This window comes from Halomonas bluephagenesis (assembly GCF_054790765.1).
On the sequence record NZ_CP133631.1, the window covers coordinates 2,224,154 to 2,246,547 of the forward strand.

Annotated in this window: 19 protein-coding genes and 4 tRNA genes; 16 read left to right on the forward strand and 7 right to left on the reverse strand. The window is 53.8% G+C overall.

Going from position 1 to position 22,394, the window contains the following annotated elements; translation table 11 throughout:
• Positions 1-105: 105 nt before the first annotated feature.
• A complete protein-coding gene (locus REH51_RS09830) occupies positions 106-909 on the reverse strand; it encodes a TlpA family protein disulfide reductase (protein ID WP_009723926.1) in 804 nt (267 codons plus the stop codon).
• Between the two features lie 66 nt (positions 910-975).
• Between REH51_RS09830 and REH51_RS09835 the strand changes: the two genes are divergently transcribed.
• From REH51_RS09835 to REH51_RS09845, 3 genes are all read left to right on the forward strand, one after another.
• Complete coding sequence (locus REH51_RS09835) at positions 976-1,209, forward strand: hypothetical protein (protein WP_009723925.1); 234 nt, start codon at positions 976-978, stop codon at positions 1,207-1,209.
• A 41-nt stretch (positions 1,210-1,250) separates the two neighbouring features.
• On the forward strand, positions 1,251-2,726 hold the full coding sequence (locus tag REH51_RS09840) for an SLC13 family permease (protein WP_009723924.1): 1,476 nt from the start codon (positions 1,251-1,253) through the stop codon (positions 2,724-2,726).
• A gap of 162 nt (positions 2,727-2,888) precedes the next feature.
• The gene (locus REH51_RS09845) at positions 2,889-4,097 is read left to right on the forward strand and encodes an ABC transporter substrate-binding protein (protein WP_498935577.1); all 1,209 of its coding nucleotides are present in this window, start codon (positions 2,889-2,891) and stop codon (positions 4,095-4,097) included.
• Positions 4,098-4,177: 80 nt separating this feature from the next.
• Here the strand turns inward: REH51_RS09845 and REH51_RS09850 are convergent, their stop codons facing one another.
• From REH51_RS09850 to typA, 6 genes are all read right to left on the reverse strand, one after another.
• Positions 4,178-5,503 carry a branched-chain amino acid ABC transporter permease gene (locus REH51_RS09850; RefSeq protein ID WP_009723922.1) on the reverse strand — a complete coding sequence of 442 codons (1,326 nt, stop codon included), beginning with the start codon at positions 5,501-5,503 and terminating at the stop codon, positions 4,178-4,180.
• A complete protein-coding gene (locus REH51_RS09855) occupies positions 5,503-6,507 on the reverse strand; it encodes a branched-chain amino acid ABC transporter permease (protein ID WP_009723921.1) in 1,005 nt (334 codons plus the stop codon). Before REH51_RS09855 ends, REH51_RS09850 begins: the two co-directional genes overlap by 1 nt.
• 16 nt (positions 6,508-6,523) lie before the next feature.
• A complete protein-coding gene (locus REH51_RS09860) occupies positions 6,524-7,252 on the reverse strand; it encodes an ABC transporter ATP-binding protein (RefSeq protein ID WP_498935579.1) in 729 nt (242 codons plus the stop codon).
• An 85-nt stretch (positions 7,253-7,337) separates the two neighbouring features.
• The gene (locus tag REH51_RS09865; RefSeq protein WP_498935581.1) at positions 7,338-8,108 is read right to left on the reverse strand and encodes an ABC transporter ATP-binding protein; all 771 of its coding nucleotides are present in this window, start codon (positions 8,106-8,108) and stop codon (positions 7,338-7,340) included.
• Between the two features lie 53 nt (positions 8,109-8,161).
• Positions 8,162-9,598, reverse strand: a complete 1,437-nt coding sequence (locus REH51_RS09870; protein ID WP_009723917.1) for a sodium-dependent transporter — start codon at positions 9,596-9,598, stop codon at positions 8,162-8,164.
• Positions 9,599-9,908: 310 nt separating this feature from the next.
• The gene (gene typA, locus REH51_RS09875) at positions 9,909-11,735 is read right to left on the reverse strand and encodes a translational GTPase TypA (protein WP_498935583.1); all 1,827 of its coding nucleotides are present in this window, start codon (positions 11,733-11,735) and stop codon (positions 9,909-9,911) included.
• Positions 11,736-11,898: 163 nt separating this feature from the next.
• Here typA and REH51_RS09880 point away from each other — a divergent pair, with 163 nt between their 5' ends.
• From REH51_RS09880 to rpoB, 13 genes are all read left to right on the forward strand, one after another.
• Entirely contained in the window at positions 11,899-12,882 is a 984-nt protein-coding gene (locus REH51_RS09880) for a biotin--[acetyl-CoA-carboxylase] ligase (protein WP_009723915.1), read from the forward strand.
• Entirely contained in the window at positions 12,879-13,718 is an 840-nt protein-coding gene (locus REH51_RS09885; protein WP_498935585.1) for a type III pantothenate kinase, read from the forward strand. Before REH51_RS09880 ends, REH51_RS09885 begins: the two co-directional genes overlap by 4 nt.
• 138 nt (positions 13,719-13,856) lie before the next feature.
• Positions 13,857-13,940, forward strand: a tRNA-Tyr gene (locus tag REH51_RS09890).
• 105 nt (positions 13,941-14,045) lie between these two features.
• Positions 14,046-14,119 (forward strand) — tRNA-Gly (locus REH51_RS09895).
• A 15-nt stretch (positions 14,120-14,134) separates the two neighbouring features.
• Positions 14,135-14,209, forward strand: a tRNA-Thr gene (locus tag REH51_RS09900).
• Positions 14,210-14,352: 143 nt separating this feature from the next.
• Positions 14,353-14,428 (forward strand) — tRNA-Trp (locus tag REH51_RS09905).
• Between the two features lie 73 nt (positions 14,429-14,501).
• Positions 14,502-14,885: a preprotein translocase subunit SecE gene (secE, locus tag REH51_RS09910; protein WP_009723913.1), complete on the forward strand. Its 384-nt coding sequence runs from the start codon at positions 14,502-14,504 to the stop codon at positions 14,883-14,885.
• 8 nt (positions 14,886-14,893) lie between these two features.
• On the forward strand, positions 14,894-15,427 hold the full coding sequence (gene nusG, locus REH51_RS09915; RefSeq protein WP_009723912.1) for a transcription termination/antitermination protein NusG: 534 nt from the start codon (positions 14,894-14,896) through the stop codon (positions 15,425-15,427).
• 123 nt (positions 15,428-15,550) lie between these two features.
• Positions 15,551-15,982 (forward strand): 50S ribosomal protein L11, encoded by a 432-nt coding sequence (gene rplK, locus REH51_RS09920; protein ID WP_009098963.1) that lies wholly within the window; start codon positions 15,551-15,553, stop codon positions 15,980-15,982.
• A 2-nt stretch (positions 15,983-15,984) separates the two neighbouring features.
• Positions 15,985-16,677: a 50S ribosomal protein L1 gene (rplA, locus tag REH51_RS09925; protein ID WP_009723911.1), complete on the forward strand. Its 693-nt coding sequence runs from the start codon at positions 15,985-15,987 to the stop codon at positions 16,675-16,677.
• A 298-nt stretch (positions 16,678-16,975) separates the two neighbouring features.
• A complete protein-coding gene (rplJ, locus tag REH51_RS09930; RefSeq protein WP_009723910.1) occupies positions 16,976-17,479 on the forward strand; it encodes a 50S ribosomal protein L10 in 504 nt (167 codons plus the stop codon).
• Between the two features lie 112 nt (positions 17,480-17,591).
• Positions 17,592-17,963 (forward strand): 50S ribosomal protein L7/L12, encoded by a 372-nt coding sequence (gene rplL / locus REH51_RS09935; protein ID WP_009723909.1) that lies wholly within the window; start codon positions 17,592-17,594, stop codon positions 17,961-17,963.
• Positions 17,964-18,314: 351 nt separating this feature from the next.
• Complete coding sequence (rpoB, locus tag REH51_RS09940; protein ID WP_498935587.1) at positions 18,315-22,391, forward strand: DNA-directed RNA polymerase subunit beta; 4,077 nt, start codon at positions 18,315-18,317, stop codon at positions 22,389-22,391.
• Positions 22,392-22,394: the final 3 nt, after the last annotated feature.

Here is a 22,394-nt window from a genome sequence, read left to right on the forward strand (position 1 = left end):
AGGAAGTCTACAGAAACAGGTTGTACGCCACCGGGGCAGGTCTCCGGTGGCAACAGGGCGGGGGATTCTAACGCAAAGCAGCGGGGGGATTAAGGTCTATCGTGGTCAATCTTTTAACCAGCGTTCCAGGTGGGCGCGGGTTAACTCGCCAACGTGTACATCCAGCGTGTTGCCCTGACGATCAAAAAGCACGGTGGTGGGCAGGCCAGGGGCTTGAAATTGCGCCATTAGCGTTTGGTTCGGATCACGCAGTGCGTAGCGAAAATCCAGTGTTTGCTCGTCTAGATAGCGCACGACCGGCAGTAAGTCTTCGCCTTGGTTGGCGACTACCACACTGACACCCTCACGCTTTGCAGCGTCTTCAAGCAGCGGCATCTCCCGCAGGCAAGGCGGACACCAGGTCGCCCATAGATTAACAATAATAAGGTCGCCGCTTTCGGCCAGCGAAGGCAGATGCACTGGATTGCCGTCCACATCGTCTAAGGTAACCTCTGGCAACGCGTCAATAGCAAATTCATTGCCTAAGGGGGCAAGCGTTACCAAGACCAGCCACAGGCTTGTCGTGCCGATCAGCATGGCGAGGCCGCCAATGAGCGCCAGCAGCCGCTCGCGCAGCACCCAGGCTGTCCAAATCAACCCCGCAATCAATCCCCCCAGCGCGTTGTAGCCGGGCTGCCATACCTTGAGCGCCTCTAGCGGTTCTGCGCCGTAGCTTTCCCAGTTGAGCGCTACAAACACAATCCGGGCCGCCAGCAGCCATACCACCAATAGCCCATTGAACCATCGCCCGTGCTGTGAGGACGTTAGTCCCAGCAGGTAGCGGCTAGTCAATAACAATAGTAGCGCGCAGCCTAAAGCGTACAGTCTGGGGGTGGAGATAAGCAGTGGGCCAATGGCAATCGCATTCATGATTTTTCCGTTAAGCAGGTACACTGGTGAACCATACCATGCACGTTAAAAATTACGGAGATGTCTATGCCTCAACCCGCTTTCGACATACTGCGGGCGCTGGCCATTGGGTCGCAGGCGCTGGGTTTAATGCTGATTATTACGTTGGAAACCGTGATGGGCGATGCTGCCCGCCCCTGGCAGGGAGTTGTGCTCGCTCTCATGGTGGCCGCCGCCCTGACAATCGCGTTGATAAGGCTTTACCGCCGTAATCGCCTGCGTAAGCAGCAGGCGCAGCGGGTCGCTGATGAGGATAATTAGCAAGCACTTATGTGGGCCGCTTTATTAAGGAGGTAGTGACCATGGAAGCGTCTACTAACGCCTTGCGCTGGCAGCGACGCAAAATCACCTTGGGACTGTTGGGCGGCCCCCTGGTTGCGATGGCGTTGTTGTTATCAGGCGCGCCCGACGACATGCCCGTCGCTGCATGGCGTGTTCTCGCTCTTACTGCGTGGATGGCTATCTGGTGGATTTTAGAGCCAGTGCCGATGCCGGTAACCGCGCTGTTGCCAATAGCACTATTACCGCTGTTAGGTGTGGTCGACGTGAATGCAGCGGCTGCTCCTTATGCTAACCCACTGATTTTTCTATTTTTGGGTGGTTTTATGCTGGCGGAGGCCATACAGCGCTGGAACCTTCACCGACGGATTGCCTTGGGTGTGTTGACCGTGGCGGGCAAGCGGCCAGACCACCTGGTCGCGGGCTTTATGGGGGCAACAGCGTTCCTCAGCATGTGGGTGAGCAATACCGCGACGGCGGCGTTGATGGTGCCGATAGGTTTGTCGGTTCTTACGCTACTTGAACGCAAGGGCAGCGCTTTGGACCAGCGCCCCATGGAACTTTGTTTACTGTTGGGTATCGCTCTGGCTGCCAATATTGGCGGAATGGGGACGCTGATTGGTACACCTCCTAACGCTTTACTGGCCGGCTTTATGGCGGATAACTACGGCATCGAGATCGGTTTTGCGCAGTGGATGCTCGTAGGAGTGCCGCCTGCGGCGCTGCTATTGCTGATCGGCTGGTGGCTGCTGACCCGCTGGATTTATCCTGTACCTCGTTCACCGCTGGAGGGCATTAGTACAGTGTTATCCCAGCAGGCGGAAGACCTCGGCCGAATGAGTCGCCCCGAGCAACGCGTTGCCGCTGTATTTACGTTGGTGGCGTTGGCCTGGATGGGGCGCCCAGTGCTGGAAAACCTAACTGGCCTGACACTTAGCGATGGCGGTATTGCCGTGCTGGGCGCGCTACTGCTGTTTGTGATTCCTGCTCGTTGGGGACAACGCCAGTTTTTACTCGACTGTAAGAGTGCGCAGAACCTCCCCTGGAATGTGTTATTGCTGGTGGGCGGCGGGCTTAGTTTAGGCAGTGCCATCGAAAGCTCAGGGTTGGCCGAGGTAGTGGCAAGCGTGATGGCCGTGTTTGTAAACTGGCCTATCTGGGCGATGGTTTTCATGGTGGTCGTCACGGTCATGCTAATGAGCCACGTGACCAGTAATACTGCTACGGCGGCGGCTATTGTACCGCTGGCGGCCGCGCTAACCGTAAGCATGGAGCAAAGTCCGCTACTGCTTACTGTGCCGGTCGCCATGGCTGCCTCTTGCGCCTTTATGTTACCCGTCGCTACGCCACCCAATGCCGTTGTGTTCGGCAGTGGTAAAGTTCAGGTGAGCGATATGCTGCGCGCCGGGGCGGTTATGAGTTTGGTCGCCGTCGCCGTCATCTGTGTGGCGGTGTTTGCGCTTGCCATGCCGGTGTTAGGGTTTGGCTGGTGGGAATAGTAGTTGGAGATAGTTGTTAGAGATAGTTGTTAGAGATAGTGACTTTCCGTCCCACGTTGCGTTAGAAAGCGTTGCTTGTGTTTTTGGCGTTACAGTTCCAAATTAAGAGAAGTCCCGCGCTGGACAGTCGGGGCACTTAACAGACTCGGAGCGACCAATAATATGATTAATAAGCGCACATTAGCCACCGCCGTTGCGGCCTCATCACTCGCGTTAGCGGGCATGGCCCAGGCGGAGGTCAAAGTTGGCTTCTTGGGCGGCTTTACCGGGGGAATTGAAAGCCTGACACCACCCATTTTTGCGGGTGCTCAGCTTGCCGTGACGCAGATAAATGAGCAGGGCGGCATCTTGGGGGGGCAAACGTTGGAAATGCCGTCAGGGGATACGACCTGTTCGGATGCCTCTGCTGCATCTAACGCCGCAGATCGCATGGTGAATTCTGAGCAAGTCACCGCGATTGTCGGCGCTTTGTGTACTGGGGCGACGATTGCCGCTGCCAATAACGCAGCGATTCCAGGTGGTGTGTTGATGGTCTCGCCTGCGTCAACGGCTCCCGCGGTTTCTGAGTTGGATGACAACGACTTAGTTTTCCGTACCGTGCCGTCGGATGCCTTCCAAGGCGAAATGCTTGCCAAGCTACTGCTTGATAAAGGCATCGATTTTGTCGCAGTGACCTACGTTAACAACGACTATGGCCGTGGCTTGTCGGGTGCCTTCAGTGACGCCTTTGAAGCGGGCGGTGGCGAAATAGCAGAAAACCTCGCACATGAAGATAACCGTGCCGATTACCGTTCTGAGCTTGGCTCGCTGTCTTCGAGTGGTGCAGACACGCTGGTCGTACTGGCCTATGCCGATCCCTCCGGCCAGACGGTACTGCGCCAAGCCTACGAAAGCGGCATGTTCACCCAGTATGTGGGTGCCGATGGCATGGTCGGTGATAGCTTAGTAGAAGCGATTGGCGCTGACATACTGGACGGCATGATCGCGACGCGTCCCGGTAGCCCTGACCTTCCCGGAACGGATATTTTCAATGAAGCGGCTGAAGCGGCGGGCATCGACCCTAGCGCCGTATTCGCTGCCCAGGCTTATGATGCGGCCTTCCTAGTGGCGTTGGCTATTGAGCAAAATGGCAGCGCTGAGCGTGAAGGGCTTTCTGAAGCGCTACGCAGTGTTTCCAGCGCGCCAGGCGAAGTAATACTGCCGGGCGAGTGGGAAAAAGCGGTCGAGCTGATTGCAGCAGGTACAGAGATCAACTACGAAGGCGCTTCTGGCTCCCATGAATTTGACGAAAATGGCGACGTGCCCGGCGTTGTTGTGGAAATGGTGGTAGAAGAGGGCTCGTTCACTAGCAAAGGTTTGGTTGAACTCTAGTCAAATGGAGGTAATTGAGAAGTAACCAAAACGCCCCAGGCAGCGAGCTTGGGGCGTTTTTGTTAGGGTCGATGGAGCATTTAGCCGTGAGTTTTGATTTTCTCTGGCAGTAGGCCTTTCGGGGCAAAGCGCAGTACCAGGGTAATCAGCATGCCAATAACCAGAACCCTCGCTTGTAGTGCCCGGCTATCCATATTGCTAGGCGCTTCCCAGCCGAAGGCGTTTTCACCCAACGCGACCGCCAGTTGCATTAAAAACAGTGCCAGCGGTTCTGACATAATCCAAATGATATAAACCGCGACCGCCCCAAAAATGGTGCCCAAATTATTACCTGGGCCACCCAAAATAACCATGACCAGCACCAGGAAGGTGTGGTTTAGAGGCAAGTAGCCTTGAGGGTCAAATAGGCTGTTAAAGGTGCCTAGCATGCCGCCGCCGAGGCCCATTAAGATGCAACCTAATACGAAAATCTCCAGGCGGCGTTTGTTGATATCTTTACCCATGGCCGCTGACGAGATTTCGTTATCGCGAATCGCACGAATCATTCTTCCCCAGGGGGCGTGGTAAGCCCGATGGAGTAAAAAGAAAATCACTGCGATCACGACAGCCGTCACCGAGAGATAAATCGCTCGGGAAAGCGTAAAGCCGAGTTCCGCCGGACCGGGGGTAGGCCAAGGAAGAGGCGATACTGTGGCAGTACCACGTGTCAGCCAGTCGGAATTTTTCAGAAACGCTTTGATGATTTCTGCGATACCCAGCGTGGCGATGGCGAGGTAGTCACTGCGCAGACCAAGGCAAACGTGGCCAATAAAGTAGCCAACACCACCAGCCAACGCGCCACCCACAATCCAGCCGACCCAGGCAGGTAAGCCAAAACCGCCAATAAAGCCCGCTTGAGACTGTATTTGGCTGGTCACATCGCGAAGCAGGCTGATGACAACCAAATAGAGCACGACGCCGATCACGATGGCGAGCACGGTGCGTAGTTTTTTCGGCACACCGAACCGGTCAAGTTTCGTGGCGCCCACGACGATCAGGGTTGCCGCAATGCCATAAAGCAGAACTTGGCCAAGTTCACCCGGCAGCTCAGTCCCCCAGAACGCCTCATTCACCGGGACGCTAAACAGCATGGCGCAAAAGCCACCTAGCGCGACGAAGCCCATGACGCCAGCGTTGAACTGGCCGGCATAGCCCCACTGAATCGTTAGACCCAGGGCAAGAATGGCGTAACAAGCAGCCTCGACCAGCATACGCGTGCTGTACGCTGCGCCCATAGTGGCGTAAACCGCTAGCACAGCAGCTAAAAGCGCGCCGAATAGCACCAGCTCACGCAATGGAAAGCGCCGTTCAGGAGTGGCATCTTTGGGCGTGTAAGCAGGATTACGGTTTTTTGTGGAATGGCTCATTAGATCACCTTGCCTTTAAACAGGCCGGTAGGACGCCACACTAAGATGGCTACCAAAATAAAGAACGGCACCACAATTTTGTACTCAGTGCCTACAAAGGCGAGATTGGAGGGAAGCTCCAGCCAGGTAGGTAGACTGTCGCGGAAAGGGCGCAGGAGAACATTCCAATTAAATACTGCCAGGGTTTCTGCAAAGCCGACGACGAACCCTCCTGCAATCGCGCCGTAAGGATGGCCTACGCCACCGACAATGGCTGCAGCGAAAATAGGCAGTAGCAGGAAGAAGCTCAGATCGGGTTTAAACGTTACGTCTAGTGACAACAGGGTGCCAGCAATTGCCGCCAGGGCACCTGCAATCACCCAGGTAACGGCCACTATGGTGTTGGTGTTAATGCCAGATGCCTGGGCAAGTTCGGGGTTATCTGACATGGCGCGCATGGCTTTGCCTAACCGCGAGCGATTTAGAAACAGGTGTAGGGCGACCACGGCCATTAGCGTAATCACAAACAGATAAATCTGTGGTTCGGTAATCACGATAGGGGCCCGAACACCTTCGAAAGGCAGCGCTATACGGAAGATTTCTTTGCGGTCATCGACGTATAAGCTCTGACCGCCGGTGCCGGAGAATAACCGGATAAGCCCTTGAAGCATGAGTGTCACGCCCAGCGAGCCAATGACCATCACGATAGGCTTGACGCCGTGGGCGCGTAGCGGCTTATAAAACGCTTTATCAATACCTACTGCCAGCGCTGCAGTAAGCAGCATCGCTAACGGCAGCATGATGAGCGCCGTCGGCACCCCGATACTGGCGCCCACCGCTGGGAAAGCGGTAGTAAGGAGCAGCACCATGAAGGCACCAAACGTCATTATGTCGGCATGGGCAAAGTGGGCAAAGCGCATAATGCTAAAAATCAACGTGACGCCAATGGCACCAATGGCATAAATAGAGCCAGTGACGCTACCTGCAATCACCACGTTATTGATAAAAAAGACCAGTTCGTTCACGCGTTTCTCCCCCGGGCTAGCCGCCCAAAAAGCTTTTGGCGACGTCAGGGTCAGCCAGTAACGCAGCCCCCGTGTCAGTAAAACGGTTTTGTCCCGCCGCCAGCACAAAGCCTTTATCGGCAATGGCTAAGGCCTGTTTAGCATTCTGTTCCACCATCAAAATGCCCACGCCTGCGGCGTTAATTTTTTTAACCCGGTCAAAAATTTCATTCATGTAAAGGGGAGACAAGCCAGCGGTTGGCTCATCCAGCAGCAACAGGCTAGGTTCAGCCATTAGCGCACGGCCCATGGCGACCATTTGGCGCTGACCGCCGGAAAGCTCACCAGCAGGCTGGTGGCGCTTCTCAACAAGTGGCGGGAAGAAGTCGTAGACCTGCTCCAGCATGCGTTTTACGTTTTGGGGTTTAAGGTAGGCGCCCATCTCCAGGTTTTCTTTAACAGACAGGCTGGGGGAAACGTTTTTTTCTTGGGGCACAAAGCCCATGCCACGCTCAACCAACTGGTTGGGTGGCAGGTTATGAATCGGCTGACCGTTAAGCAAAATCTCGCCCTGGTTAACGTTCAACAGCCCAAACACCGCTTTTAGCATAGTGGATTTGCCAGCGCCGTTAGGGCCAACAATGACACCGACTTCATCGGCATACAGGGTCATATTGACCCCGTTAAGGATATTCATACTGCCATAGCCGCCGTGCACATCGCGTGCCTCGAGCAGTGGCTGGGGGGATGACGGTGTGGATGGCATAAACGCGTCTCAGCTGGGCCGCACTGGGGTGACCAATGGCGGCCATGTTGTTGTGGCTATCTTTTTGGTGGCAAGCTCTGCGTTATCAGGCGGCATCGGTGCCGAAATAGGCTTCAATAACGGCCGGGGTGTTTTGTATTTCTTCTATTGAGCCCTCAACCATGACACTGCCTTGGGCCAGCACAATCACTGGATCGCATAGCCGCGAAATCATATCCATATCGTGCTCAATCACCAGAAAGGTATAGCCCATTTCGCGATTTAAACGCTCGATGTTGCCCATTAAGTCGTCGAGTAGCGTGCGGTTCACACCGGCGGCAATTTCGTCTAGTAGCACGACTTTGGCATCGGTCATCATGGTGCGGCCAAGTTCGAGCAGTTTTTTCTGACCACCCGATAAGTTACCCGCAAGCTCGTTACGTACATGATGTAAACCAACAAACTCAATGACTTCCAGTGCGCGGCGTCGTACTTCGGCTTCTTGGCTGCGCACCAGGGCAGGCTTAAACCAAGTGTTGAACAGACGTTCCCCTGCTTGATTGGGTGGCACCATCATCAAGTTTTCCAGTGCGCTCATCTGGCTGAACTCGTGAGCGATTTGAAAGGTGCGCAGCAATCCTTTGTGAAAGCGTTGATCAGCGCTTAGCGACGTGATGTCTTCACCGTCCAATAGAATGCGGCCACTGTCTGGCGTAAGTGCGCCCGCAATTAAGTTGAAAAGCGTCGACTTACCTGCCCCGTTGGGGCCAATCATGCCGGTAATAGAACCCTTTTCAACGCGGATTGAGCAGTCGTTGATAACATGGAGTCCGCCGAAGGCTTTGTTGACGTGTTGTACCTCGATAAGGGGAGTCATCGTATCCTCGCGCCGCAGGCGGTTTAGATGCCGCCTGCGTTATTAGAATTATATTAGGCAGCAGGTTTACGCAGCCGCTGGCTCAAGGCAAATGCACCCACAATGAGCAGTGCACCGAGGGTTGGGATTACGTAGCCTTCCACCTGTGGAATGGTGCGTAAAAATACAAACGACACGGCGGCAGGGCCAACAAAGCGCACTAGGAACCGCCAGGTTTTAAACCACGTAAGGTTAGTGCCAAGCTCTTTCATGACTTCGCTTTGGGTCAGTGCCCAGCCGGCAAACAGGGCAATTAGCAGGCCACCCAACGGCATAAATATATTGGTTAAGAGTTCAATAAAGTCAAAGGCACTGCGTCCAAACAGCGTATGGAAAATCGTACCTTCAGCCCATATATTGAAGCTCACCACCGTGAGTAAGCCCATCGCCCAGGCAGCGACAACCATAATAGTGACAGCCTGAGGGCGCGTCATATCAAAACGCTCAACCAGGAAGGCCGCAACCGGCTCTATCAACGAAATAGACGAGCTAACCGCAGCCCCTAGCACCAGAATAAAGAAGACCCCGCCTACCAGAGCACCAAACGGCATGTCAGCAAATGCTAGCGGCAGAGTGACAAACATCAGTCCCGGGCCTTGGCCGGTTTCGAGCCCCGCACCAAATACCAGTGAGAAAATCGCCAGCCCTGCCACCATGGCTACAGCGGTATCAACAAACGCCACGGCAATAGCGGTACGGGTTAGAGAGGCTTCGCTGGACATATAGGCGCCGTAGGCCATGATGGCACCCATCCCAAGGCTCAGGGTGAAGAAGGATTGCCCCATCGCCTGTAACCAACCTTCCAGGCTGAGATCGGCAATATTGAAAGTAAATAGGAAGCTTGCTGCCGCTCTCACGTCGCCATTAATGATGCCGTAGATAAGCACCACGATCAGAATAACAAACAGCGCTGGCATCATAATGCGCAGCCCTGACTCGATCCCTTTGTGAATCCCCATGCCGACAATTAGTGCGGAGAAGGCGATAAACAGCGTGTGATAAAGCGTCATCAGGCCCGGAGACGCCAGCAACGCATCAAAGCCAGCACTAATCGTTGCTGCATCGGCACCGACTAATGAGCCGGTTAGCATCAGCCACGTGTAGTGCAGTGCCCAGCCGGCAATGACCGAATAAAAACTCAAAATTAAAAAAGCGGAAACAGCGCCCAGCCAACCAATGGATTCCCAAGCACGGGAGGTTTTATGCGTTTTGGTTAAGTGTCGCATCCCCATAATAGGACTTTGACGACTGGTTCGCCCTAGCATTGTTTCAGCAATCAAAATGGGAATGCCGACGGCGAAAATAGTCAGTGCGTAAATTAAAATAAACGCGCCACCACCATTTTCCCCGGTGAGATAGGGAAATCGCCAGAGGTTGCCCAAGCCGACGGCTGAGCCAACCGCCGCCAGCAAAAATGTGCCTTTATGAGTCCAGACGTTATGACCGCTCATGTGGAGGAGTGTCCGTGTAGTGGTGGAAGGATGGGGTAAATATCCAAACACCTGTATGAATTGTAGGCTGCCAGCGGCCCAGGGGCGCACTGAGGTTAGCGCTACTTTGCGATAGAACGCCTACGCTTTCCAGCCTGCTAGCGTTAAGGCTGCGTTTATGAAGCCACTTGGCGTAGGGCTCGGGGCGTGAGGGGGAGTGCGGGCGCTGGAAATGAGCTAGGGAAGATCGTTGTTAAAAGCCGTAAAAAAGAAGCCCGCACAATGGCGGGCTTCTCTGGGGACTTGCTATCGAGCATTGACTGGCGAGTGGTTACTTCTTGCTAGAACGCTTGCGCTCGTTCTCAGTTAGGTGCTTCTTGCGCAGGCGAATATGGCTAGGAGTAACTTCTACCAGCTCATCGGAATCCAAGAATTCGATGGCCTGCTCAAGAGTGAACTTGATCGGCGGCGTCAACACGATGTTTTCATCGTTACCCGTTGAACGCATGTTATCGAGTTTTTTGCCTTTGGTCGGGTTAACGACCATGTCATTGGCACGATTATTAATACCAATCAGCATACCTTCGTATACTTCAGTGGCGTGATCAATAATCAGTTTGCCACGTTCTTGCAGGGCATAGAGCGCATAAGCAAGCGCTTTGCCGCCAACCATTGAGACCAATACGCCATTGCGACGCTCGATAGAAGCATCGGGCTTTAGCGGGCCGTAGTGGTCAAAGCGGCTGGTCAGGATGCCGGTGCCGGAGGTCAAGGTTAAGAATTGACCACGGAAACCAATCAAGCCACGCGCTGGGATGATAAAGTCGAGACGAACACGACCTTTGCCATCGGGGTTCATGTTGGTCATTTCACCCTTGCGGTAGCCAAGCTCTTCCATGATGGAGCCTTGATGCTGCTCTTCACAGTCGATGATGACTTCTTCGTAGGGTTCTTGCTTAACGCCGTCGATCTCTTTAATGATAACTTCCGGGCGGCCAACCGCCAGCTCGAAGCCTTCACGACGCATGGTTTCAATCAATACCGACAGGTGCAGCTCACCGCGGCCAGAAACTTTGAATTTCTCAGGGGTTTCGCCCTGTTCAACGCGTAGCGCCACGTTGTGGATCAGTTCTTGTTCCAAACGATCTTTAATATTACGACTGGTGACGAACTTGCCTTCTTTACCGGCGAATGGGGAGTCATTGACCTGGAACGTCATCGAAACGGTCGGTTCGTCAACTGACAGCGGCGGCAGTGCTTCAATGGCGCTCGGGTCGCACAGCGTGTCAGAGATCGATAGATCTTCAATGCCGGTAACGCAGACGATATCCCCTGCCGTCGCTTCCGTCGTTTGGACGCGCTCAAGACCCATATGAGTCATGACCTGACCGATCTTACCTTTACGGGTAGAGCCATCAACGCTGATGACCGAGATTTGCTGGTTAGGCTTCCCCGAGCCACGCTTGATGCGGCCAAGGCCGATAACCCCGACGTAGCTATTGTAATCCAGTGCGGAAATTTGCATCTGGAACGGACCATCGATCTCAACCGCGGGCGGTTCAACGATATCGACAATTGCCTGGAACATGGGGTCCATGTTGTCAGCCAGCTCTTCCGGATCCATACCGGCAATGCCGTTTAGCGCCGAGCAGTAGATAATCGGGAAATCAAGCTGGTCGTCGGAAGCGCCCAGGTTGTCAAACAGATCAAAGATCTGATCAATAACCCAGTCCGGGCGAGCGCCAGGACGGTCAATTTTATTGACGACGACAATCGGCTTCAGGCCCTGGGCAAATGCTTTCTGGGTAACGAAGCGCGTTTGTGGCATAGGGCCATCAACGGCGTCTACCAGAAGCAGTACCGAGTCCACCATGGACATAACCCGCTCGACTTCACCACCGAAATCGGCGTGTCCAGGGGTGTCCACGATGTTGATGTGGTAATCCTTACCATTGCCATCTTGCCACTGAATAGCAGTGTTTTTGGCCAGGATGGTAATACCACGCTCTTTTTCCTGGTCATTGGAGTCCATGATGCGCTCTTGGCCTTCGGCCTTGCGGTCGAGCGTTCCAGACTGGCTTAACAGCTTGTCTACCAAGGTGGTTTTACCATGGTCAACGTGGGCGATGATGGCAATGTTGCGAAGATTCTCGATCACGACGCGATCCTGCTAGAAAAATAGGGCGGCATTATAGGGTCTGGGTGCGGTTCACTACCAGTGCTGTCTTAAATAAAGGTGCAAGTCAATAACCTAAACGCTGCAGTTTTCGCTCCTGCGGTGCTTCCGTTAAGATAGGTGTTTTCCCAGTTGGGGCAAGCACATGACCATCGGTAACCTGATGCGTTTGTTAAGCGATGGCGAGGTTCATTCCGGTGAACAATTAGGTGAAGCGCTGGGCGTTTCCCGAGCCGCCGTATGGAAACAGCTAAAAAAATTAGACGCACTGGGCGTTGAACTGGTGGCTGTGAAAGGTCGAGGTTATCGACTTGCTTATCCGCTAGAGCCTCTTGATGGGGCAAAAATTGTTGAGTGTTTGCCAGCAAGTGCTCGCCATCTCTTAACCAGGCTGTTCATCGAAGACCAGTTGCCTTCTAGCAATGAGTATGTGCGCGAGCGCTTTGTTCAAGGGGCAGGGCACGGTGAGGTATGTTTTGCCGAGCTACAAACCGCAGGTCGTGGCCGTCGCGGGCGCGTATGGTCTACGCCGTGGGGGCAAAGCTTGATGCTTTCGCTTGGCTGGCGTTTTGAGTCTGGTGTAAACGCCCTTGAAGGACTGAGTCTTGCAGTAGGCGTGGTAGTGGCTCAAGTGCTGGAGCAGTATGGGGTTTCACCAAAATTAAAATGGCCGAACGATATTTTGCTGGCCGAGAAAGGCAGTGAGCTTGGTAAGTTGGCTGGTATTCTGATTGAAGTCACTGGGGATGCTGCAGGCCCTTGTGAGGTGGTGGTCGGAATTGGTATGAACCTGTCGCTACCCGATAGTCTGCGTGCCACTATTGATCAGCCTGTGGCAGCGCTGTTTGATGCTAAAGCGGGTATCTCGCGCAATCAGCTAGCCGCGGATATGGTATCTGGTTTGCTGGATATGCTGGCGGGCTTCGAAAGCGAGGGGTTTACCCCCTGGCGAGACGAGTGGAACAACCGCCATGCCTACGCCGGGCTGCCGATCCGTATTATTCAGGGTGAGCGCTCAAGTGATGCGGTGGCTGGAGAGGTAGATGAGAGTGGTAATCTTTGGGTTACCGAAAATGATCACTCGCGACGCCTGTCGGGCGGTGAGATCAGTGTACGCAGGCGCCTATGATTTTGGATTTGGATATCGGCAATACGCTATCGAAATGGCGGTTAAAAGATGCCGACAGTAGTGAAATACGTTCACGAGGTGCTGTGTGGACACGGGAGGAGTGGCGGCCAGGGGCAGATATTCCGAATCTTGACGTGGTAGAGGCGGTGCGCATTTCCAGTGTCGCTAGGGCTGCCGTGCTGGAGGAGACCGTTGCCTTACTGCGCCGCCAAGTACGTCATGTTTATGTGGCGCGTTCTACGGTCGAAGCGTTAGGTGTCGTTAATGGTTATGAAGAGCCTGGGCGATTGGGCGTAGACCGCTGGATGGGTGCGCTGGCAGGCTATCAGTTGGCAGGCGGCTGCTGCGCGGTCGATTGCGGTAGTGCGATTACCATTGATTTTGTATTGCCTGGAGGTGTTCATCTCGGAGGATTTATCGTACCAGGGTTACGATTAATGAAAGAGAGTCTTAAATTAGGCACCCGAAACGTAGCGATTGATCCAGAGAGTGAAGCTGATGCTTTATTGGAGCCGGGGCGGCGAACGGTAGATGCGGTCAATCACGGTATCTATATGGCGGCGGTGAGTGCGATTAACCGAATCTACAGCGAAGTATGCGATCAGCAGGGGATCGCGTTGCCGGTGTTGTTGACCGGTGGCGATGCCAGGGGGATTTCGCGCGGCGTTCAAGTTCCACATGCGGTATGGCCGGACATGGTATACGGAGGGTTGGAGGCCAGTTTTCCGCTAACCTTTGCCGAGCGTGCTGGAAAAATGTCAGGCGCACCTGGAGTGCCTGAGCCTGTTTCGTTAGAAAAAATTCGCGCAGGTCTTGCATTCTCAATGCTGCTTTGACAGAATGCAGCGCGTTCCAAGGCGTAAGTCACGCTAAGTGACACAGCGCAAGCGTCGACAAGTACACAAGCTTTGATAAATAAAGAGTTTGTAAGCTTGACACCGCTTTGGAGGCTGGCATAATGTGCCGCCACAGCTGGAGAGGTCCCCGAGTGGCCAAAGGGAGCAGACTGTAAATCTGCCGCGAAAGCTTCGAAGGTTCGAATCCTTCCCTCTCCACCAGTTTTATTGAGCAGTGACTTGGTCATTGCTTGGGAATGAAAGGCCGGTAAGCGGGCTTAGCTACTGTATCTCGTGCAACGGATTGTCATTCTGTAGGCAAGTTCGGCGGGCGTAGTTCAATGGTAGAACCTCAGCCTTCCAAGCTGATGGTGCGGGTTCGATTCCCGCCGCCCGCTCCAGTTTGATGTGATTTGGCTCATGTAGCTCAGGGGTAGAGCACACCCTTGGTAAGGGTGAGGTCGACGGTTCAATTCCGTCCATGAGCTCCATATTTCAAAAAAAGCGAGCTAAGCTCGCTTTTTTTGTTTTCACTTGTCGGTTTCGATGAGTGTTAAGGGTTGTCAGGTGGAAAATTATCCGCTATTATGGCGCCCGCTGTTGCGCAGGCATTTGTTTGTGCGCATGACGATACAGGCCAGTAGCTCAATTGGCAGAGCAGCGGTCTCCAAAACCGCAGGTTGGGGGTTCGATTCCCTCCTGGCCTGCCAGCCTTCCCCAGGTTGGTATGTCTTTTTCTAGAATTCCTTTGTCGCTCGCTGCACCCTTGGGAGTCTCGTTTTTATGAAGCCTAGTTCCGTAAAACATGGCGAAGAGGTGCAACAGTCGCGCCATGACGGGCTCAAGTGGGCGGCGGTTGTGGCGCTGCTTGTTGTTGCAGTCGTTGGTAATACCTATTTCGCTAATATTGGCCTGCTCTACCGCGTATTAGGTGTGGTGGTGTTGTGTGCGATTGCGGGTTTGATCGCGCTGACCACTGCTAAAGGTCGCGATTTAGTAGAGCTTGCCGTAAGCGCCAAGAAAGAGATACAGCGCGTTGTATGGCCGACTCGCCCCGAAACCATTCAGACCACAGCCATTGTGCTGGCGGCAGTTGTGGTGGTGGGTTTGATGCTGTGGTTGATCGATACTCTTCTTGGCTGGGCGATGTCCGGCGTCATTGGTTAGGAGCTTTCATGTCCAAACGTTGGTATGTCGTCCACGCTTATTCCGGCTTTGAAAAGCATGTCATGCGTTCGCTTATTGAGCGCGTGAAGATGTATGGCATGGAAGATCGCTTTGGCGAAATTCTAGTGCCGACGGAAGAAGTAGTTGAAGTGCGTGACGGTAAGCGCCGTAAGAGTGAGCGCAAGTTCTACCCAGGCTACGTGCTGGTCGAGATGGAAATGGCCGATGAAACTTGGCATCTCGTCAATGAAACGCCTCGTGTGATGGGGTTCATTGGTGGCACGAAAGAGAAGCCTGCACCTATTACATCGCGCGAGGCAGACGCTATCTTGCGTCGCGTTAAAGATGGTACTGATAAGCCGCGGCCTAAAACCATGTTTGAGCCGGGTCAATCAGTTCGCGTCGTTGATGGTCCGTTTGCTGACTTTAACGGTGTTGTTGAAGAAGTAAATTACGACAAGAGCCGCTTGCAGGTCAGTGTGTTGATTTTCGGGCGTGCAACGCCTGTGGAGCTTGAGTTCTCCCAGGTAGAGAAAGAGTAAGTTTAATTAAGTGGCGGGGGGGTGTGCATAGCATGCCATCCCTGCGTTATGTGAAGCAGCTAAACGCTGCTTTATGTGTACCGGGGAGCCGTAAGGCGCTATCACCCAATTGGAGTATTTAGCATGGCCAAGAAAGTACAGGCTTATATCAAACTGCAGGTTGCTGCAGGTAAAGCCAATCCTAGTCCGCCCGTCGGCCCTGCGCTGGGTCAGCACGGCGTGAACATCATGGAATTCTGTAAGGCGTTCAACGCAGCTACTCAAGAGATTGAGCCTGGTCTGCCGACGCCTGTCGTGATCACTGTCTACTCTGACCGTAGCTTCACGTTCGTCACCAAAACGCCGCCTGCTGCCGTTCTGCTGAAAAAAGCAGCCGGTATCAAGTCCGGTTCTGGTGAGCCGAACAAGAAGAAGGTTGGTACCGTGACGCGTGAGCAGCTCGAAGAGATCGCTAAAACCAAAGAGCCAGATATGACGGCTTCTGATCTCGATGCCGCGGTGCGCACCATCGCCGGCAGCGCTCGTAGCATGGGCCTAAACGTGGAGGGTCTCTGATCATGGCTAAACTAACTAAGCGCGCGAAAGTTATTCGCGAGAAAGTAGACCCGAACAAAGCTTACTCTCTTGAAGAAGCGGTTGCGCTGCTCGCTGAGCTGTCTACCGTTAAATTCAAAGAGTCCTTGGATGTGGCGATCAATCTTGGTGTTGATCCGCGTAAATCTGACCAAGTTGTACGTGGTGCTACTGTTATGCCTAACGGTACTGGCAAAGACGTACGCGTTGCGGTCTTCACCCAAGGTGCTAACGCCGATGCTGCAAAAGAAGCAGGCGCTGACATCGTGGGTATGGAAGATTTGGCTGAGCAGGTCAAGAAAGGCGTGATGGATTTTGACGTCGTGATCGCCTCGCCGGACGCTATGCGCGTTGTCGGTCAGCTGGGTCAGATCCTTGGTCCGCGTGGCCTGATGCCGAACCCGAAAGTTGGCACCGTTACACCTGATGTTGCTACTGCAGTTAAAAATGCTAAAGCAGGTCAGGTACGCTTTCGTACCGACAAAAACGGCATTATCCACACAACTCTGGGTAAAGCTGATTTTGAAGCATCCGCTGTTCTGGGTAACCTGGAAGCGCTGGTTGCTGACCTTAAGAGGCTCAAGCCGAGCTCTTCTAAAGGTATCTACTTTAAGAAAGTCACCCTGTCCACTACTATGGGCCCAGGTTTGACTATCGACCATTCTGCGTTTGTATAAGCAGGTAGTCGTAAGTTTTAAGTAAGAACCGAGCAAGAACTTTGCGGTCCCCTGTTAATGCGTAAGCCAAACAGGGCATCGTCAAAGACCGCAGGTGCCGCATCTTTTAAAGGTGCGGCTTAATCGCCCTAAAAGCGCCTGCGCAGATGGTGTGGCCGCCAGTTGGTTGAGGTTTTTAGCCAAACCGCTTTCTGGTGAGCACCATCCCCCAAGGCTTCCAGCGTTATTTATTTATCGTCTGGAAGAGATGGTAACCACCGGAGCCTGTTGTGGGTTCCGGCACGAAGGAGTGATCACTGTGCCACTAGCACTTGAAGGCAAGAAAGCGATTGTTGCCGAGGTCAGTGAAGCGGCCAAGGGCGCACTCTCCGTCGTAGTTGCCGATTCTCGCGGCGTTACAGTCGGTAAAATGACCGACCTGCGTAAGCAAGCGCGTGAGAATGGCGTCCAGTTGCGTGTTGTTCGCAACACTCTGGCACGCCGCGCCCTCGAAGGTACTCAGTGGGAGTGCCTGAACGAGAGCTTTGTTGGTCCTACTCTGCTGGCTTTCTCTACCGAACACCCGGGCGCTGCTGCTCGTTTGTTTAAAGAGTTCGCAAAGCAAGATCAGAACTTCGAAGTGAAGGCGCTGGCCTACGAAGGTGAGCTGATTCCGGCTGCTGACATCGATCGTCTGGCAACCCTACCGACTTACGACGAAGCAATTGCTAAGTTGATGTCGGTAATGAAAGAAGCCTCCGCTGGCAAGCTGGTTCGTACTCTGGCCGCCCTGCGCGACCAGAAGCAAGAAGAAGCTGCATAAGCAGGCCTTTTTGCAAGCAGTCTGCGCTGCATAAGCAGAGCGCTGCTTGAACCATGCAATGAATCCTGAGCACTCGGTGAACCGAGGCTCCCGCAAAGTTAGGAATGAGACAATGGCACTGACCAAAGACGATATCATCAATGCTGTAGCCGACATGTCCGTAATGGAAGTTGTCGAGCTGATCGAAGCAATGGAAGAGAAGTTCGGCGTATCTGCAGCAGCAGCCGTAATGGCTGGGCCGGCTGCAGGCGGCGAAGCAGCTGCTGAAGAACAGACTGAATTTGATCTGGTACTGACTGCCGCTGGTGACAAGAAAGTTAACGTCATCAAAGCAGTTCGCGAAATCACTGGTCTTGGCCTGAAAGAAGCCAAAGGTGCAGTTGATGGCGCGCCGGCTACCATCAAAGAAGCAATGTCTAAAGAAGACGCTGAAGCAGCTAAGACCAAGCTGGAAGAAGCGGGCGCAAGCGTCGAGCTCAAGTAATTCTTGTGCTGACGGCTTTACGCGCTGCGTAAGCTTCCACGGCTGGCGGCGGGCTTATCCCGCTGCCGGCCTTTTTCTGTTGTATCATGTTGCTCGGCAGCATTACAGCAGGAAGGCTGCGGTAAGAAGCAGCAAAACAGTAAGACCGTTGTTGTGAAGCGTAAGTTGTGAAGCGTAAGTTGTGAAGCGCGAGTGATAGCGAAGCGCTAGCAGCACTACTGTAACACTGTTATCTATCAAGATTTTTGACGGCGAGCTACCGATTTAGGAGCTTGCTGTCTGCGTCTGAAACGCCCGCGGGGCAGATGACCACGCATCGGTCACCCATGGTGAACAAGCTGGGGAATACAGATGGCTTACTCATATACTGAGAAAAAACGCATCCGCAAGGATTTCGGCAAACTGCCCCAAGTGATGGATGTGCCTTACTTGCTGGCCATCCAGCTTGATTCCTACTACGACTTTCTCCAGCAGGATCGTTCGCCCGACGAGCGCCACGAGATTGGTCTGCACGCGGCGTTTAAGTCCGTGTTTCCGATTGAAAGCTTCTCTGGGAATGCGGCGCTGGAGTATGTCAGCTACCGTTTCGGCACGCCGGCGTTCGATGTAAAGGAGTGTCAGCTGCGTGGCGTGACCTATTCCGCCCCGCTGCGTGTCAAGGTTCGCTTGATCATCTATGATCGCGACTCCTCGAACAAGGCAATCAAGGATATTAAAGAGCAGGAAGTCTACATGGGGGAAATCCCCCTGATGACCGAGAATGGTACCTTTGTCATCAATGGTACTGAGCGGGTTATCGTTTCTCAGCTCCACCGTTCGCCCGGTGTGTTCTTCGATCACGATAAAGGCAAGAGTCACTCCTCTGGTAAGCTGCTCTATTCTGCCCGAGTGATTCCTTATCGTGGTTCCTGGCTGGACTTCGAGTTCGACCCTAAAGACAACGTCTTCGTACGTATTGACCGTCGCCGGAAACTGCCTGCGTCGGTATTAATGCGTGCCTTGGGAATGAGCACCGAAGAGATCCTTGAAGAGTTTTTCGAAACCAGCAAGTTTAGCATTGAAAAAACTGGCTTCTTCGTGGAGCTGGTACCTTCACGTCTACGCGGTGAAACCGCTACCTTCGATATTAAAGATGGCGAAGGTAATGTCATTGTCGAAGAAGGGCGTCGTATTACCCAGAAGCACATCCGTCAGCTTGAGAAAGCTGGCCTGGAGCGTCTGGAAGTGCCGATGGAGTACCTGTTTGGTAAAACGTTGGCCAAAGATCAGATCGATTCCAAAACTGGCGAGCTGATCTGTCCGTGTAATACCGAAATTACGCCAGAAGTACTTGAGCGTATGGCGCAGGGTGGCATTACCCATATTGAGACGCTCTACACGAACGATCTCGACTGTGGCTCGTTCATTTCCGATACGCTGAAGCTGGATGCCACAGGCTCTGCGCTCGAAGCGTTGGTCGAAATTTACCGCATGATGCGTCCTGGTGAGCCGCCCACAAAAGAAGCCGCCGAGACGCTGTTTAATAACCTGTTCTTCAGCGAAGACCGCTACGACCTGTCTGGCGTTGGTCGTATGAAGTTTAACCGCCGTCTGCGTCGTGATACCGACACGGGCTCTGGCGTGCTGGATCGTAAAGACATCCTCGATGTTCTGCGTGAGCTGATCAACATCCGTAACGGCTTCGGTGACGTTGACGATATCGATCACTTGGGTAACCGCCGTATTCGTTGTGTTGGCGAAATGGCTGAAAACCAGTTCCGCGTTGGCTTGGTGCGCGTAGAGCGCGCGGTGAAAGAGCGTCTTTCCATGGCGGAAAGCGAAGGCCTGATGCCGCAAGATTTGATCAACGCTAAGCCGGTAGCGGCAGCGGTGAAAGAGTTCTTCGGTTCTAGCCAGCTGTCCCAGTTCATGGACCAGAATAACCCGCTTTCCGAGGTTACCCACAAGCGTCGTGTGTCTGCACTCGGCCCAGGTGGGTTGACCCGTGAGCGTGCCGGCTTCGAAGTGCGTGACGTACACGCCACGCACTACGGACGTCTGTGTCCGATCGAAACGCCGGAAGGTCCGAACATCGGTCTGATCAACTCTCTGGCGACCTATAGCCATACCAACAGCTATGGCTTCCTCGAAACGCCATATCGTAAGGTCAACGCCGGTCAGGTAACTGACGATATCGTTCACCTGTCAGCGATCGAAGAGGGCGATTTCGTTATCGCCCAGGCATCTGCCGCGGTGGATGAGACCAACAAACTGAGCGATGACTTGGTTCAGGTGCGTCACCGTGGTGAAACCACGTTTATGCGCCCTGAGCAGGTCACGCTAATGGATGTGTCGCCGCGTCAGGTTGTTTCGGTAGCGGCTGCATTGATTCCGTTCCTAGAGCACGATGATGCTAACCGCGCCTTGATGGGTGCGAACATGCAGCGTCAGGCCGTGCCAACTTTGCGTGCTGACAAACCGCTCGTTGGTACCGGTATGGAGCGATTCGTTGCGCGTGACTCCGGCGTTTGTGCCGTTGCACATCGTGGTGGCGTAATCGATTCTGTTGACGCGCGTCGTGTTGTGGTGCGGGTGAATGAAGATGAGATCATCGGCGGCGAAGCCGGGGTTGATATCTACAATCTGACCAAGTATACCCGTTCAAACCAGAACACCTGTATGAACCAGCGTCCTATCGTGCGGCCTGGTGACAACGTAGCCCGTGGCGATATTCTTGCCGACGGCCCGTCTGTTGATATGGGTGATCTGGCGCTGGGCCAGAACATGCGCATCGCGTTCATGCCCTGGAATGGTTACAACTTCGAGGACTCCATCCTGCTGTCTGAGCGGGTGGTACAAGAAGACCGCTTTACCACGATTCATATTCAGGAACTGACCTGTGTCTCTCGCGATACCAAGTTAGGGCCGGAAGAGATCACTGCCGATATCCCCAACGTTGGCGAGTCTGCGCTAGGTAAGCTGGACGAAGCAGGTGTTGTTTACATCGGTGCCGAAGTTGGCCCTGGCGATATCTTGGTCGGTAAGGTAACACCCAAGGGTGAAACCCAGCTGACGCCGGAAGAGAAGCTGCTACGCGCTATCTTCGGTGAAAAAGCTTCTGACGTTAAAGATACCTCGCTGCGTGCGCCGACCGGTATGAAAGGTACCGTCATCGACGTCCAGGTATTTACCCGTGACGGCGTTGAAAAAGACACTCGTGCGCTTGCCATCGAGCGGATGCAGTTGGACGAGGTGCGTAAAGATCTTCAGGAAACTTATCGTATTGCTGAAGACGCTACCTTTGAGCGCCTAAAGCGTACCTTGGAAGGCCAAGAAGTTAACGGTGGGCCGAACCTCAAGAAGGGCGATGTACTGGACGAGGCTTACCTCGACGAGTTACCGCGTCAGCAGTGGTTCAAACTGCGCATGCAGGATGAGGCATACAACGAACTGTTAGCCCAGGCCGATGAGCAGCTTGAAAACCGTCGTAAAGAGATGGACGAGCGCTTTGAAGACAAGAAGCGCAAGCTGACCCAGGGCGATGATCTCGCACCGGGCGTGCTTAAAATCGTCAAGGTTTACATGGCGGTTAAACGTCGCATTCAGCCTGGCGACAAGATGGCAGGCCGTCACGGTAACAAAGGTGTTATCTCGGCGATCATGCCCATCGAAGATATGCCGTTCGATGAGAAAGGCGAGCCGGTTGATGTGGTGCTAAACCCGTTGGGCGTACCTTCGCGGATGAACGTTGGTCAGATCCTGGAAACCCACTTGGGTATGGCTGGCCGCGGTTTGGGTGTCAAGATCGACGCCATGCTTCGTGATGCCCGTGGTCAGCAAGTTGCTGAAATCCGTGACTTCCTAGGCCAAATATACAACACGCCAGGAACCCGTGTTGAGGATATCGATTCGTTAAGCGATGAAGAAATCATTGCGCTAGCGAAAAACCTCAAAGGCGGTGTACCTATGGCGACGCCGGTGTTTGACGGTGCTAAAGAGCATGAGATCAAGCATCTGCTGAAGCTTGCTGACATTCCTGAGTCTGGCCAAATGACCCTGTACGATGGTCGTACTGGTGATGCGTTTGACCGCTCGGTGACCGTTGGCTACATGTACATGCTCAAGCTGAACCACCTGGTAGACGACAAGATGCACGCGCGTTCTACCGGCTCTTACTCGCTAGTGACTCAGCAGCCGCTGGGTGGTAAGGCGCAGTTCGGTGGTCAGCGCTTTGGTGAGATGGAAGTGTGGGCGCTGGAAGCTTACGGTGCCGCGTATACGCTGCAAGAGATGCTCACCGTCAAGTCGGATGACGTCGAAGGCCGCACCAAGATGTATAAAAACATCGTGGATGGCGACCACACCATGCAGGCAGGCATGCCGGAATCCTTCAACGTACTCGTGAAGGAAATCCGCTCGCTGGGCATCGATATCGAGTTAGAGAGCTAGGAG

Excerpts from the sequence above, each read along its gene's own strand:
- REH51_RS09830 (WP_009723926.1), bottom strand. The coding sequence starts at position 909 with ATGAATGCGATTGCCATTGGCCCACTGCTTATCTCCACCCCCAGACTG.
- REH51_RS09835 (WP_009723925.1), top strand. The coding sequence starts at position 976 with ATGCCTCAACCCGCTTTCGACATACTGCGGGCGCTGGCCATTGGGTCG.
- REH51_RS09840 (WP_009723924.1), top strand. The coding sequence starts at position 1,251 with ATGGAAGCGTCTACTAACGCCTTGCGCTGGCAGCGACGCAAAATCACC.
- REH51_RS09845 (WP_498935577.1), top strand. The coding sequence starts at position 2,889 with ATGATTAATAAGCGCACATTAGCCACCGCCGTTGCGGCCTCATCACTC.
- REH51_RS09850 (WP_009723922.1), bottom strand. The coding sequence starts at position 5,503 with ATGAGCCATTCCACAAAAAACCGTAATCCTGCTTACACGCCCAAAGAT.
- REH51_RS09860 (WP_498935579.1), bottom strand. The coding sequence starts at position 7,252 with ATGCCATCCACACCGTCATCCCCCCAGCCACTGCTCGAGGCACGCGAT.
- REH51_RS09865 (WP_498935581.1), bottom strand. The coding sequence starts at position 8,108 with ATGACTCCCCTTATCGAGGTACAACACGTCAACAAAGCCTTCGGCGGA.
- REH51_RS09870 (WP_009723917.1), bottom strand. The coding sequence starts at position 9,598 with ATGAGCGGTCATAACGTCTGGACTCATAAAGGCACATTTTTGCTGGCG.
- REH51_RS09880 (WP_009723915.1), top strand. The coding sequence starts at position 11,899 with ATGACCATCGGTAACCTGATGCGTTTGTTAAGCGATGGCGAGGTTCAT.
- REH51_RS09885 (WP_498935585.1), top strand. The coding sequence starts at position 12,879 with ATGATTTTGGATTTGGATATCGGCAATACGCTATCGAAATGGCGGTTA.
- secE (WP_009723913.1), top strand. The coding sequence starts at position 14,502 with ATGAAGCCTAGTTCCGTAAAACATGGCGAAGAGGTGCAACAGTCGCGC.
- nusG (WP_009723912.1), top strand. The coding sequence starts at position 14,894 with ATGTCCAAACGTTGGTATGTCGTCCACGCTTATTCCGGCTTTGAAAAG.
- rplK (WP_009098963.1), top strand. The coding sequence starts at position 15,551 with ATGGCCAAGAAAGTACAGGCTTATATCAAACTGCAGGTTGCTGCAGGT.
- rplA (WP_009723911.1), top strand. The coding sequence starts at position 15,985 with ATGGCTAAACTAACTAAGCGCGCGAAAGTTATTCGCGAGAAAGTAGAC.
- rplL (WP_009723909.1), top strand. The coding sequence starts at position 17,592 with ATGGCACTGACCAAAGACGATATCATCAATGCTGTAGCCGACATGTCC.
- rpoB (WP_498935587.1), top strand. The coding sequence starts at position 18,315 with ATGGCTTACTCATATACTGAGAAAAAACGCATCCGCAAGGATTTCGGC.